Annotated in this window: 11 protein-coding genes; 5 read left to right on the top strand and 6 right to left on the bottom strand. The window is 58.6% G+C overall.

Going from position 1 to position 12,874, the window contains the following annotated elements; genetic code table 11:
* Nucleotides 1-165: 165 nt before the first annotated feature.
* Together hemH and NW840_RS00905 are read right to left on the bottom strand one after the other, a co-directional pair.
* Complete coding sequence (gene hemH / locus NW840_RS00910; RefSeq protein WP_414341787.1) at nt 166-1,200, bottom strand: ferrochelatase; 1,035 nt, start codon at nt 1,198-1,200, stop codon at nt 166-168.
* A gap of 268 nt (nt 1,201-1,468) precedes the next feature.
* On the bottom strand, nt 1,469-1,936 hold the full coding sequence (locus tag NW840_RS00905) for a hypothetical protein (RefSeq protein WP_414341785.1): 468 nt from the start codon (nt 1,934-1,936) through the stop codon (nt 1,469-1,471).
* Between the two features lie 311 nt (nt 1,937-2,247).
* On the opposite strand from NW840_RS00905, the gene NW840_RS00900 reads away from it, so the two are divergent.
* The 5 genes from NW840_RS00900 (at nt 2,248) to NW840_RS00880 (ending at nt 6,883) form a co-directional block, all read left to right on the top strand.
* A complete protein-coding gene (locus NW840_RS00900; RefSeq protein WP_414341783.1) occupies nt 2,248-2,760 on the top strand; it encodes a Tic20 family protein in 513 nt (170 codons plus the stop codon).
* 92 nt (nt 2,761-2,852) lie between these two features.
* Complete coding sequence (gene moaC / locus NW840_RS00895; protein ID WP_414341781.1) at nt 2,853-3,404, top strand: cyclic pyranopterin monophosphate synthase MoaC; 552 nt, start codon at nt 2,853-2,855, stop codon at nt 3,402-3,404.
* Nucleotides 3,398-5,308 (top strand): hypothetical protein, encoded by a 1,911-nt coding sequence (locus NW840_RS00890; RefSeq protein WP_414341779.1) that lies wholly within the window; start codon nt 3,398-3,400, stop codon nt 5,306-5,308. Before moaC ends, NW840_RS00890 begins: the two co-directional genes overlap by 7 nt.
* Entirely contained in the window at nt 5,302-6,306 is a 1,005-nt protein-coding gene (locus NW840_RS00885) for an alpha-E domain-containing protein (protein WP_414341777.1), read from the top strand. The genes NW840_RS00890 and NW840_RS00885 overlap by 7 nt, the downstream gene beginning before the upstream one ends.
* A 16-nt stretch (nt 6,307-6,322) precedes the next feature.
* On the top strand, nt 6,323-6,883 hold the full coding sequence (locus NW840_RS00880; protein WP_414341775.1) for a gamma carbonic anhydrase family protein: 561 nt from the start codon (nt 6,323-6,325) through the stop codon (nt 6,881-6,883).
* 21 nt (nt 6,884-6,904) lie between these two features.
* Here the strand turns inward: NW840_RS00880 and NW840_RS00875 are convergent, their stop codons facing one another.
* From NW840_RS00875 to NW840_RS00860, 4 genes are all read right to left on the bottom strand, one after another.
* On the bottom strand, nt 6,905-8,362 hold the full coding sequence (locus tag NW840_RS00875) for a circularly permuted type 2 ATP-grasp protein (protein ID WP_414341773.1): 1,458 nt from the start codon (nt 8,360-8,362) through the stop codon (nt 6,905-6,907).
* 177 nt (nt 8,363-8,539) lie between these two features.
* Nucleotides 8,540-10,354, bottom strand: coding sequence for a glycosyltransferase family 39 protein (locus tag NW840_RS00870; RefSeq protein WP_414341770.1), 1,815 nt, complete (start codon nt 10,352-10,354; stop codon nt 8,540-8,542).
* 216 nt (nt 10,355-10,570) lie between these two features.
* Nucleotides 10,571-10,831 carry a DUF6761 family protein gene (locus NW840_RS00865; RefSeq protein WP_011434405.1) on the bottom strand — a complete coding sequence of 87 codons (261 nt, stop codon included), beginning with the start codon at nt 10,829-10,831 and terminating at the stop codon, nt 10,571-10,573.
* Nucleotides 10,832-10,929: 98 nt separating this feature from the next.
* A complete protein-coding gene (locus tag NW840_RS00860) occupies nt 10,930-12,603 on the bottom strand; it encodes a CocE/NonD family hydrolase (protein ID WP_414341768.1) in 1,674 nt (557 codons plus the stop codon).
* Nucleotides 12,604-12,874: the final 271 nt, after the last annotated feature.

Here is a 12,874-nt window from a genome sequence, read left to right as displayed (position 1 = left end):
CAAACAGAATGCTATCGCTGCATAGTTGAACAGTGATGTTCAGCAGTGTTCAGCGTAAATGTATCAGAACGCTTCTGGGGGTATGAAGTCAGCGTCCTCGTCTGGTCGCGTCAGCGTTGCAGAGCAACAATGAGCAGAGCAACAATGAAATGCCTGGCGTTTTCCCTACCGCTCCAGCAGCGAGCTGCCCACGGCAGCAGGGACAAAGGCAGGAGCTGCCAAGCCCGGAGTGAGCAGATGAGGCCGCACCAGCGCCGCCAAGCCAGCAATGAACAGAGGGTCGGTATTTAAGGCGGGCACACGGCGAAAATCGGCAATCCCAGCTCGATGGGCCAGCTCCCGATACTCGATGTCGATCTCCTGCAGGGTCTCGATGTGCTCCGACACAAAGCTAATCGGCACCACCAGCAACTGCTTCACACCTCGGGATCCCAACTCCAGGATGACCCGTTCGGTATAGGGTTGCAGCCACCGCACCGAACCCACCCGGCTTTGATAGGAGAGGGTGTGGTCATTGGGGCGTCCCACCTGCTTCCAGATCAGCCGCACGCAGGCTTCCATTTCCCGTTGGTAGGGATCCCCGGCCTCGGTGACATAGCTTTCGGGAATGCCGTGGGCGCTGAACAGCACATGCACCCCTTCGGGCTCGGCAAATCCATCCAACTGTTCCCGAATTGCTCTGGCCATCGCCTGCACATACTGGGGCTGATCGTACCAAGAGCAGATCTGGCAGCGCTCGATGTGGGCCAGCTCCGGATCCTCAGCCCAGAGCCGATCCAGCAGCTTAAAGCTGGATCCCGTCGTGCTGATGGAATACTGCGGGTAAAGCGGCAGCACCACCAAGCGGGTGATCCCATCCGACTTGATCTGCTGCACCACCGACTCGATCAACGGATGCCAGTAGCGCATGGCCACATACACCGGCACGTCATAGCCCTCAGCCACCAGGTGGGCCTGCAGTTCTCGCGCTTGCTCAGCAGTAATGCGCCGCAAGGGGGATCCCCCCCCAATGGCCGCGTAGTTGCGGCGGGATTTTTCGGCCCGCAGTGTGGAGATGGCCCAGGCGAAGGCCCGCTGCAAGAAGGGAAACGGCAGCCGGATCAGCTCGGGATCGGCAAACAGATTGTAAAGAAAGGGCTGCACATCGGCCTGGGTCTCTGGCCCCCCCAAGTTCAGCAGGAGCACGCCGCTTTTGGACATAACAAAGCTCATTGCGTTGGCGGTGCGGAGCACCATGTTCTTCTTTATCCACTGTAGGGGCTCTTATCCCCCAGCGGGAAAGTGACCTTAAGTTTTTTTGCAGTCTTTCTCAGCTTTCCCCTCAGGAGAAACCACCCGCACCCAAACCTACAAGTCCAATCCGGAGACTCCGTCCCGCTGTCGCGAACAAAGTCCAAAAAGGGATCCCCACCCACAAGGGGATCCCCAGCCTTAAAACTCCACTGTCGTGCAGAGCAGCAGAGCGGTGTTAAAACTCTCGACCTCGGTAAACCCGCTGCAGGGCCGGAGTGACGGGGTAGCGATCAATATCGGCCAGGCTCAACTTCAAGCGCAGCGTATTGAGGAGTCTCCAGTAGGGGGGCACAAAAGCCTTTTCAGGGATGGGTTGGGCGGTAGGAGAGGGATCCCCAGGTCGGGCAACCGTCTCCATGGGGCAGCCGCGGTAGCGGAGCGGACGGGATCCGAGGTGAGCTGAGCGCAGATCTCGGCTGGGATCCACCGTCAAGCCGCGAAACTGGATCGCCCCCGGACGAGAGGCTTCCCGATAGCGCAGATAGACAGCCCACACCTGAGTAATCCACTCCGGCAAAGCTTCGGGCCGAATGTGATAGCGCTCCGGCAACAGACGGTCGTTGAGAAAACCAATGAGCCCAGACCAAACTTGCCAGAGGAAAGCTCCGACAACGCCAGCAGCGGGAGACAATGAAATCTTCATGGTGGAAGCTGAAAAATGTAAAGAACCCAAAAAACCGGTATGCAGCCAGAATTTGCCGTTGATTATATCAGCCTGGATTCATCGGAGCGCTCACTCTGAACGTTTTGGCCTCGAGTTTTTCTGCTCACTGGAAAGCAGAAGCCAGCTTGCGGCCAAGCGCGTTGAGCCACCCAAATCCATCGACTACAATAGGCCCAAGGCTTGGGTGTTGCTTTCTCTCTCTGAATCTTTAGCTGGTGGGGATCCTGGAAGCGCACCGACAAGCAAACTTCACTTCAATGACCACTGCACCTAATAGGGATCGACGGATTATGACCTGGCGCGGCGACATCACTCCCATCAATCGGCTGTGGGGATCCCTTCCCTACCTTCTGCCTTTGGTATCGGCTCTGCCCTTGGGCTTTTTGCCCTCTGGGCTGTTTCAATCTTTGCCAGGGCTGATCCCCATTTTTGCGCCTCTGTTTCGTCTGGTGCCCCTGGCCACGGGCTGGCTGGGAATGGGGGTGTTTTTGGCTCTGCTGTTCCTGGTGATCCGCAACACCCGCGTAGCCCATTTTGTTCGCTTCAACACCATCCAGGCGCTCTTGCTCAACATTGCCTTGTTCTTGCTCAACATTGCCTTGTTCTTGGTGCAGGTGCTGATGCAGGCGTTTGGCATACTCTTCGGCAACCTTGGCCTGGCAGCGATGGTCAGCATTTTGGCCACCACGGCTCTCTTGGGGGTGATTGCCATCACCGTCTACGCCTGGGTGCAAAACATTCGCGGCCACTACGCCGAGGTGCCGGTGCTCTCTGATGCCGCCTATGCCTGGATTCGCTACTAGTTGTCAAGTCCCTGCGGGTCTGGTTGCCGATTTGCCGACCTCATCGGAGCCTAAGCCAACTCTTCAGCTCTCAAGGATTGTGGGAGGCCGGGGTGCCATCGGATTCGAGTTCTAGTCGCGCCAGCAGGACAGAGTCCTTTGTTGGGCAAGCCCTCACCCACCTGGACGCCTCTGGCCGAGCACAAATGGTGGAAGTAGGAGATAAGCCCACGGTTGCCCGTTTGGCCACTGCCCAAGGGCAGGTACGCATGTCAGAAACGACTTTGCAGGCTATTCTGGCCGGTCAAGGGCCCAAAGGGAATGTGGTGGAAACGGCCCGGCTGGCCGGGATCATGGCTGCCAAGCGCACCGCCGATCTGATCCCGCTGTGTCATCCTCTCCCCTTGAGCAGCGTCACTGTGGATCTGGATCCGGATCCCCATCTGCCCGGCTTTCTGATCACCGCTACAGTGAAAACCAACGCCCAAACAGGGGTGGAGATGGAGGCTTTGACAGCAGTTTCGGTGGCCGCCCTCACCCTGTACGACATGGCCAAGGCCCTGGAAAAGACGATGGTGATCGAAAACATCCGGCTGTTGCGCAAGTATGGGGGGAAGTCTGGGCCTTTCGAGGCAGAGGATGGGGATAACGCCGAGAAATGCTGAAAGCTTTGCAACAACCAGAGAGGGGTGTTGGGCTAGGGTTGTTGGTGGGCATTGGGGTGCTGCTCTGGCCCATGCTGCGCCAGGGCTATCCCATGACTCACTCCACTCACTTCAACCTCAGTTGGGCCTTTCAGTATCAGCGACAGTTTTTCGGCGGGCAGTTCTACCCCCGCTGGCTGGAGTATTCCAACTTCGGCTACGGCAATCCCACCTTTGCTTTTTATCCCCCTCTGTGCATGGTGGCCCCTTTGCCGTTTCGCCTGCTGGGGCTGGACATGCCCACCTCTTTGGTGGCCAGCATGGGCTTGGCAGTGGCGGTCTTCGGGACAGGGCTGTATGCCCTTCTCCGGCAACTCATCCCCTGGGCTTGGGCTCTGGTTTTGGCTCTGGCGGGTATGGCCGGCCCCTATTGGCTGGTGGATATTTACCAACGGGGGGCAATGGGGGAAGTGTGGGCCATTGCTGTCTCTCCCTGGATTTTCTGGGCCTCAGTCCAGGTGATCTGCCGGCCCCAGTCCCTTTGGCCGATTGTGGCCTTAGCCATTAGCTACGGCCTGTTGGCCCTATCTCACTTGCCCACTTTGCTGGTCTTTACGCTAACTTGGCTGCCTCTGCCTTGGGTGCTGGGCCGCTGGGATCCCCTCTGGCCCAGGGTGGGGCGCTGCTACTTGGGGTTTGGGCTGGGGCTGGGGTGGACGGCGTTTTATCTGCTGCCCGCCTTTTGGGATCAGCGCTTTGTCCAGGTGGACTTCGTCAATTTCGTCGAAGAGTACATGCCCCAACATCGTTTGATGGTGAGTGGGCTGACCCGGCTCCAGCCACAACTGACGCAGCACTGGTTTGAGAGCGGCCTGGTGGGGTACTGGATCTGGATGGTGGCCGTTGTCTTGGGTGCTGGGATCCTGGTTTTCTGGGAATGGCTGGCCCGCAGGACAAGGGGGATGACCCCGATCCATTCCGTTCGCGCTAACGAGACGGAGTCCTTTGATGCCTTGGGATCCCATGCTCCCCTGGCCAAAGCCATCCTGCTCTACAGCTTGGGGGCCAGCTTGGTGGCCTTGCTGATGATGACGGATCTGCTGGGTTGGCTCTACGAGTGGGTTTTGCCCCTGCGCCGCATTCAGTTTTCTTGGCGCTGGATGGCGGTGACGGCGGTAACCGTGCCCTGGCTTTTGGGATCCCTGGCCGCCTGGGGGTGGGGGCAAAAGGGCTGGAGGATCCTCTTGATTGTGGGGATAGGTCTGGCAATGGGGATACAAAGCTGGCAGGGCTGGCAGGTCTTGTCCAGAGCCTGGTTTGACCCGCAAACCATCCAGACTTTTCAAGAGCTGTCTGCCGCCAAGCCATTTCCCAATGAGCCCCAGGAGCGACCGGGCATTGCTTTTCTCCACATGCACTGGCGCTTTCCCGACGGGCTGGCGCTGGTGGATGTGCTGGAGTACCGACCTCGCCAGGCAACGCTGCCCATGCCGCCCCCAGAGGTGGATCCGCTGCTGCGGTGGCAGGGGGACGTAGTGGATTTTGGACAAGAGCAAGGCAATCTGGAGCCACTGTTGGAAGTGGAACGGTGGAGCTATGGCTACCGTCGTTTTCGGGCCGTTAACCCCACCGATCAGGATCAATGGGTAGTCCTGCGCACTTTTTACTACCCTGCTTGGCGGGTACAGGTGGATGGTCGCCTCACGTCTGCTGAGCACAGCGGAGTGGGGCTGTTGCAGGTGCGGATCCCACCGGGGGATCATCGCGTGCAGGTGCGCTATCTGGGTACTGCAGCCGAGTGGATGGGGTGGATCTTGACCGGCCTGACGGGGGTGCTGCTGGTGAAGCTGCGGCGGCTGCTTCGTTTGTTGAATTTGAACGGAGCGCGGAGACAAGAAACTCCAGAGGAGGTAACAGCATGCTGAGTCGCGTGGCCGATTCCATCTACTGGCTCAACCGCTACGTGGAGCGCGCCGAGAACATCGCCCGCTTTATCGATGTCAACCTAAACCTGATTCTCGACTCGCCCAGCGGCACCGCTCAGCAGTGGGATCCCATTGTCTACACCACTGGGGATCAGGAGCTGTTTTACCAACGCTATGGCCAGGCAACCCAAGAAACAGTCATCCAGTTCCTGGCTTTTGATAGGGATTACCCCAACTCCATCCTTTCCTGTTTGCGGCTGGCGCGGGAAAATGCCCGCTCTGTGCGGGAGGTCATTTCTTCAGAAATGTGGGAGCGGGTCAACCGCTTTTATTTGATGGTCAAAGAAGCGGCTCAGCAAGGCCCCCACCTGAGTCAGCTCCATGATTTTTTCACGGAAGTGAAGCTGGCCAGTCACCTATTCGCCGGGGTGATGGATGCCACCATGACCCATGGGGAAGGATGGCATTTTGGCCAGATTGGCCGTCTTTTGGAGCGGGCGGACAAAACGGCGCGCATTTTGGATGTTAAGTATTTTATTTTGCTGCCCTCTCTGCAGTATGTGGGTACGGCTTTGGATGAGTTGCAGTGGATTGCTTTGCTGAAGTCGGCCAGTGCTTATGAAATGTATCGGAAACACAGCCGCCAACACCGCATCAATCCCAGGGAGGTGGCCTCTTTTCTCATTTTGGATCGGCAATTTCCCCGCTCCATTCAGTTTTGTCTTATTCATGCGGATCGATCCCTGCACCAAATCACCGGCACCCCAGCCGATACTTGGCGGGATCCCAGCGAGCGAGCTTTGGGCCGCCTGCGTTCTGAGCTGGACTACCTGACCATCGACGACATTATGGAGCAGGGCTTACATGAGTTTCTCGACAAATTGCAGCTACAAATGAACCACGTTGGCGATTGCATCTACGAAACTTTCTTTGCCATTCGCCCCTTGCAACCGTCTGAATCCTCTCTACTCTCTCAACGTCAAGCCCAACTGACATGAACGGCCTCGACTCTAAATGCAACGAGAAAAACAGGACACCTGGCCAATTGGGCTGGATCGGCAGCCGACGGGAGTAGATGAGGCAGCCTTTATTGCCGCCAATGCCACACTGATCGGCGATGTCCAACTTGCGGAAGCGGTGAGCATCTGGTACGGGGCCATCTTGCGGGGGGATCTCTCGCCCATTGTGATTGGCCGCCGCAGCAATATCCAAGATGGAGCCATTCTGCACGGGGATCCCGGACAGCCGACCCTGATTGGCGAGGAAGTGACCATAGGCCATCGAGCGGTCATCCACAGTGCCCACATCGAGGGGGGATGTCTGATCGGGATTGGGGCCATTATCTTGAACGGGGTCACCATCGGGGCGGGCAGCATGGTGGGAGCTGGAGCGGTGGTCACCCGGTCTGTGCCACCTCGCTCTTTGGCGGCGGGGATCCCGGCCAAGGTTATCCGCACCCTCACCGAGGAAGAGGTCAAGCAACTGCGCCTTCACGCCCAGCACTACGTGGATCTGGCGCTTCAACATGCCAGCCGCTTTGGCCGGTGGAGCAGAGGTTCGGGCGAGCGGCTCTGAACCTATTTTGCAAGCCGTCTCTCAACAGCCGGGATCCGCGCAGAGCACCCAGGTATCTTTGCTGCCGCCCCCCTGGGAGGAGTTCACCACCAGAGATCCCTTCTTGAGGGCGACGCGGGTCAGCCCCCCTGGGTGAACGTAGATCTCTTTGCCGTAGAGGATATAGGGCCGCAAGTCCACATGACAGGGTTCTAGACGGGGGCCTTCTCCCCGATCCACCAAGGTGGGCACGCGAGAAAGGCACAGGGTGGGTTGGGCGATGTAGTTGCGCGGCTGGGCGCGGATTTTCTCAGCAAAAGCAGACCGCTCTTCCGGTGTGGCCTGGGATCCCATCAACATGCCGTAGCCACCCGACTCGTTGGCTGCCTTCACCACCAGCTTGTCCAGGTTTTCCAGTACGTACGCCTGATCCTTAGGATCCCAGCAGAGGTAGGTGGGCACGTTGGGCAAAATGGCCTCTTCTCCCAGGTAGTAGCGGATCATCTGCGGCACATAGGCGTAGATCACCTTGTCGTCCGCCACCCCTGTTCCCAAAGCGTTGGCAATCGCCAGCCGCCCTGACCGATAAACCTCAAACAGGCCCGGAACCCCCAGTAGAGAATCGGGGCGAAAGGCCAGCGGATCGATGAAGTCGTCGTCGATACGGCGGTAGATCACATCCACCCGCTGCAGCCCTTTGGTGGTGCGCATTTGCAAATAGCCATCGGCCACCACCAGATCCCGTCCTTCCACCAGCTCCACCCCCATCTGCTGGGCGAGGAAAGAATGCTCGAAGTAGGCGGAGTTGTAGATGCCGGGGGTGAGCACCACCACCGTTGGGTTGGCTAGGTGCGGCACCAGGTTAAGCAGAGTATCCAACAAATGGCTAGGGTAATCGTCCACCGGGCGGATCCCCATGGTGTTGAACAGGGAGGGAAAGGTGCTTTTCATCACCCGCCGATTTTCCAGCACGTAGGAGATTCCCGACGGACAGCGCAGGTTATCTTCCAACACGTACCAAGTCCCGTCCCGATCCCGCACCAGGTCGGTGCCGGTGACGTGGCACCAAATTCTCCCCGGCGGGTTGAGCCCCACACAGGGCCGCAGAAATCCCTTGGCCGTTTCGATCAGCTCGGCAGGGATCACCCTATCCTTGAGGATTTTCTGGTCGTGATAAACATCGTCGATGAACAGGTTGAGGGCGTGGATGCGCTGCTTGAGACCCTTCTCCAACCGCTGCCACTCGGAAGCCGAGACGATGCGGGGAATGATGTCAAAGGGGAAAATTCGCTCCGTGCCCTGGCTATCGCCATAGACGTTGAAGGTCACCCCCATTTGAAAGAGGGCCGCCTGCGCCGCCGCTTGCCGCTGCTGCAGTTCCCCTTCTTCCAGAGAATGAATGCGCTCAATCAGCGGGATCGCCTCAGGACGGGGCTGGTTACGCCCCAAAAACAGCTCGTCGTAAAACCCCTCGCCCGGGTCGTAGGCATCAAAACGCACGTCTGGGATCCCTGGAACGCTATCATCTTCTTCTACTTCTTCTACTGTTGGCGGCTCTGGATCTGCATAGTGTGCTTTCAGCTACTTTTAGCCTGGTAAAAAGAAAGAACTCCGTCCCGCTGACGCGAAAGGACTCCGTCCCGCGAACAGTGGGTTGGCCAAACCAGGGGGGGAGCTCTAGGGATCCACCACCTCAAAGGCCCACAGACCTCGCTCAGCAGGGATCCGGTGCAACCGTCCGCTGGGAAAACGCCGTTGCAGTTCTGCCCCTTGCTGATCCCATACCCACTCGTTCATGAACAGGGTAAACGGTGGCTCCAGCGCCTGGATGGGCAACACCTCAGGGGAAAACACCGCTACCTTTTGTTCCCGTCCGGCAAAAAATTGGATCCAGCTTTGCCAATAGTGGGGTTCCCCCCAGCCGAAATAGGGGTAGGCAGCGCTGGCGGCCAGATAGAAGCGGTAGTCGGGATCCATTTGGCGAGCTGCCACATAGCGCCCGGTGGCCCCCACATCATTGCCTTGAGTCCAGCCCTTGAAGACAAAATCTCCGAAGATTGCCAAGTTCCATCCCCCAATCGCCAGGATCGCGCCCCCCATCGCCACCGCTAGCAACCAACCTCTTGCCTGAGATCCTGCCCACTCCAGAAGACCGCTCAGCGCCCGCAGGAGCACCTGGATCCCTTCTAGGGTGAGGTAGGCCACGAAGGGCAGAATGACCAGCAGGCGGGTGTAGTTGGGGGCTTTGGTGATGGCAAAGCTAAAGAGCAAGTAAAGAAACAGGAAACTGCCGATACACAGCCAGTCGTGGGGTTGGCTGCGCTTCTTGAAAAGGCGGTAGAGGCCGGATCCCAGCCCCAGCCAGATCAAAGCCCCCGTCAAGGGATCCACAAAAGCATGGCCGTAGTTGGGATAGATGTAGCCGCGGTCGTGCTGGCCGGGGTCGTTGAACATACTCAGGCCGTTGAAGATGTTGCGCCAGACCGCCTCCTCTGGCGTAGCCGCATTCACCCACATCTGTTGTAACGCCCGCCCTTCCGGGAAAAAGAGAAATTGTTGGCGAGAGTACTCGGCGCTCACCGCAGGTGCTGTGACCGTGGCCACCAGAATGGGCCCAGCCACCAGAAAAAAGCCCAGCGCCGCGGGCACCGTCAGCTTAGCCAGGACCCAGAGGGGATTAGCTTGCTTGTTTTCTCCTCGGAGATCCTCCCGGCCCAGGAGCAGGTACAGAACTCCAAACAGCAACCCCAGCAGGATCACCACCCGCCCCGGCAAATAGCCGTAGAGGGAGAAAGCCGCCGCTCCTCCCCCCAGATAGAGCAACAGGGGATTTTTTTCCCGCACGCCCTTGAGGAGCAAGGCCAGGGCCGCACACTCCACCAGCACAATCAGGTTTTCCCGCATGGCCATGCGGCTGATGCCCAGCAAGGCGTGGTTGGATCCCAAGAGGGCCGCCCCCGCCAAAGCCAGCCGGGATCCCCAAAATGCCCGAAAAAACCCGTAGGCCACCAGAATGGTGACGACCCCGAAGGCGGCATGTACCGTGCGCACATTGAGCAGCGTGACTCCCCCCATCAGCCGCGTCAGGCCGCCGAAGAGGCTGAACATGAAGCGGGGGAAATAGAAATACTCCGGCATCAGCCCAAAGATATCGGGATAGCGCACCCCTGAGGCGCGACGGGCCATGGAGGTGATCACAATCTCGTCAGTATTGATCTGAAAAGGGATGTTGGGCAGGTCGTAGAGGTAGATCGGGGCAAAGACCAACACCAACAGCCCCAGGTGCAACAGCTCCTGTTGCCAGCGCAGCCGCGTCGGATCCCAAGGGGGTTGAGCCGGGGAAAACTGCGCCCAATACAACCCCACCAGCAGGATGCTCAGCAGCCAGAGGCCAATCTGCAGCACGTGGTAGCCAAACACCCCGTACCAGAGGATCAGGGCTACCCCCAAGCCCAAGCCGGATCCCAGCAGGGGCAGATGCCGGGAGGTCATCACCCTATCCCAAACCGCCATAGAACCGATACGACTGGAATCAGGAACGAATCGATCCCTCTCAGCCTACCAGGCGCAAGATGCTCGACAAAACCAGAACTCAGTCAGCGCCCTCCCCCCTAGTCTTTCTCCCAAGGGGCGAGGGGAGATCAGAAAAGGTTGGAATCAAAACTTTGCCCCACCTGTTCTAGGGATCGCCAACAGGGATTCACAAAATCAATAACCCCGCATCGGCTCCGCCTCTGGCTCCAATTCCGGATCTATGAAGTTGGACGGATCGTAGAGGAAGCGGTTGACCTCGTCCTCAATGCGATAGATCTCGAAGGGCTCCAATTGTTTGCCAGTTCGCAAGGCCAGCAGGTAGCCATCCACCAGCAGACGTAGCTCATCGGTGCGCCGGTAGCCCCGCTGCCAGGTATCCACCAGAGCATCGGTCAAAGCCTGATAGTGCCGGATCAACTTTGGGTCTTGCAACATGGTGTTCCCTTGCCCTGCCTGTTTCTATCCTAACGTTTGGTGTCTCTTTGTAAGCGGGGATTGCGAACGGGATCCCGAAGCTTGGTCTCTTCTTGGCTTCAAGCCATGGGCAGGTGCAGCCGCGAAGGCGTCTCGCCACCGCTGCGGAGAGTGATGGTGAGAATGCGGGCCTCAATCAGCCGCTCTTCCCGCATTCCCGTGCCTGTGTTGACAGGATAGGCCGGAAAACAAGCCGCGCTAAGGCTGAGGCGCAGAGCATGACCGCAAGGAATGCGAATACAGGTGGGCTGACAGGGAATCAGAATGGGGGTACTGGGCTGGGGATCCCGTAGGCGACAATAGCCTTGGGAAAAGTTATACACCTGCCCATCGGGCCTTACCACCGAGAGCACAGCGCAAAGATCGAAACTGGGGCTGTCGGCCTCCGCGTACACCTCCACAGCAATGTCCCCGACCAGAACCAGCTCGGCTTGCAGCGGCGGAGTGGTATAGGTCAGGACATCGGTGCGGCAGTCGAGGGCGGAGCGCTCTTGCGGCCCGGCAGGCTGAACTAGGTGGCCCCCCAAGGCCGGCACCGGTCGCCAGGGATCGTGAACAAAGGTATCCGATTGTTGCGTCGGCGAGGGTTCAGGGCGAAGGGATCCCTCTGCTTCTGAAAGGGCAGCCAAGCCGGTGCTGTGTAGGTAAAAAGCTTTTGGCTCAGGGGTAGGCCAAGCATCAAAGCCGCGCCAGCGGTTGGATCCCATCTCGAACAGGCGTACCGGCGGCTCCTGGAGGATCCCTGTATCTTTGCCTTTGAGGAACTGGTCAAACCAGCGCACCTGCAGCCGATCGATGGGGCTGACAGCCTCTGGGCCAAAGTCCAACGCCCCCACTTTGCGCCCCCAAGGGAGATGGATCCAAGGGCCGATGATCAGGTATTGAGGGTTCTGGCTGCGGGCGCTCATTTCCTTGTAGAGGCGCAGGCTACCACTCAGGTAGCTGTCAAACCAGCCGGCAATGTGTAGCATCGGCAGATCCACCACCTCTAGACGGGGAGAGAGCTTGCGCCAGTATTCATCCGGCTCGCTGTGCTCCAGCCAGTCGAAGTAATAGGACTGGGGGGCATACTGCTGCAACACCCCCGGCTTGAGGGGGATAGGGTCGTAGAGGGGGAGATTGCGGGCAGCTTTCAAAAGCGCTTGGTAGGCATTGGCATCCCCCCTGAGACGCGCCCCTTCGGTCTCCAGTTGCAAGGCCCAACTGAGGTTGTTGTAGAAGGCAAAGGCCCCCCCTGGGTATGCGGCATCGGCATAGAGATCGTAAGGCAGCATCGCCGGGCAGATGGCCTTCAAGGCGCTGGGACGGGTAGAAGCCGCATACAGCTGGGTCATGCCCTGATAAGAGAAGCCGTACATGCCCACTACGCCGTTGCTCCCCGGCAAGGCAGCCGCCCAATTGACGGCGTCAAACCCGTCTTCCACCTCATGGCGGAAAGGGTAGAAGGATCCCTTGGAAGTTCCCCGTCCGCGCACATCCTGGATGACCACAATGTACCCCTGGGCCGCATACCACCTGGGATGGGCATACACCACCGTCGAGGCAATGGCCCGCCCATAGGGCTGCCGCATCAGCAAAACCGGGTAGCTCCCCTCCCCTTGCGGGCGATAGACATCCGCGTCCAGTTGGATCCCGTCGCGGGTGAACATGGAAACAGTTTCGCGGGGGCGAACGGGCAACATGGCCTGGGTTGGGCTAGCGGATCTTGCCAAAGGGATACCAACCAAGGACAACCTAAGGGATCCCTGGGTGGATTCTTCCTAAGATAAAACAGAAGCCCTTATGAGAGGGAGAAACTCCCACCAGAGTTTGAGCCCCTTCCCTGGTATTGCCCTTGATCTCCGGCCTGCTGGCGCAAACGCAGCCCCCTCCAGACCCCTCTTTTATGGCTTTTATGGATTTATGGAAACAGAGACCCTGGGAAAAGATTTGTCGGAGCATGCCTCTAACCCCCAAAACCCTGAACTTTGCTGAATTTACTGAGCTTTAGGCGGTTTGGCAAAA

The sequence above is a fragment of the Synechococcus sp. R5-13 genome (genome assembly GCF_047462015.1).
Lineage (GTDB): Bacteria > Cyanobacteriota > Cyanobacteriia > Thermostichales > Thermostichaceae > Thermostichus.
Note: the sequence above shows the minus strand (reverse complement) of the source record. Positions and strands in the feature narration are given on the sequence as shown.

Coding starts and splice junctions, on each gene's coding strand:
- NW840_RS00870 (WP_414341770.1), bottom strand. CDS start 10,354: ATGACCTCCCGGCATCTGCCCCTGCTGGGATCCGGCTTGGGCTTGGGG.
- NW840_RS00885 (WP_414341777.1), top strand. CDS start 5,302: ATGCTGAGTCGCGTGGCCGATTCCATCTACTGGCTCAACCGCTACGTG.
- NW840_RS00880 (WP_414341775.1), top strand. CDS start 6,323: ATGCAACGAGAAAAACAGGACACCTGGCCAATTGGGCTGGATCGGCAG.
- NW840_RS00900 (WP_414341783.1), top strand. CDS start 2,248: ATGACCTGGCGCGGCGACATCACTCCCATCAATCGGCTGTGGGGATCC.
- NW840_RS00865 (WP_011434405.1), bottom strand. CDS start 10,831: ATGTTGCAAGACCCAAAGTTGATCCGGCACTATCAGGCTTTGACCGAT.
- hemH (WP_414341787.1), bottom strand. CDS start 1,200: ATGTCCAAAAGCGGCGTGCTCCTGCTGAACTTGGGGGGGCCAGAGACC.
- NW840_RS00905 (WP_414341785.1), bottom strand. CDS start 1,936: ATGAAGATTTCATTGTCTCCCGCTGCTGGCGTTGTCGGAGCTTTCCTC.
- NW840_RS00890 (WP_414341779.1), top strand. CDS start 3,398: ATGCTGAAAGCTTTGCAACAACCAGAGAGGGGTGTTGGGCTAGGGTTG.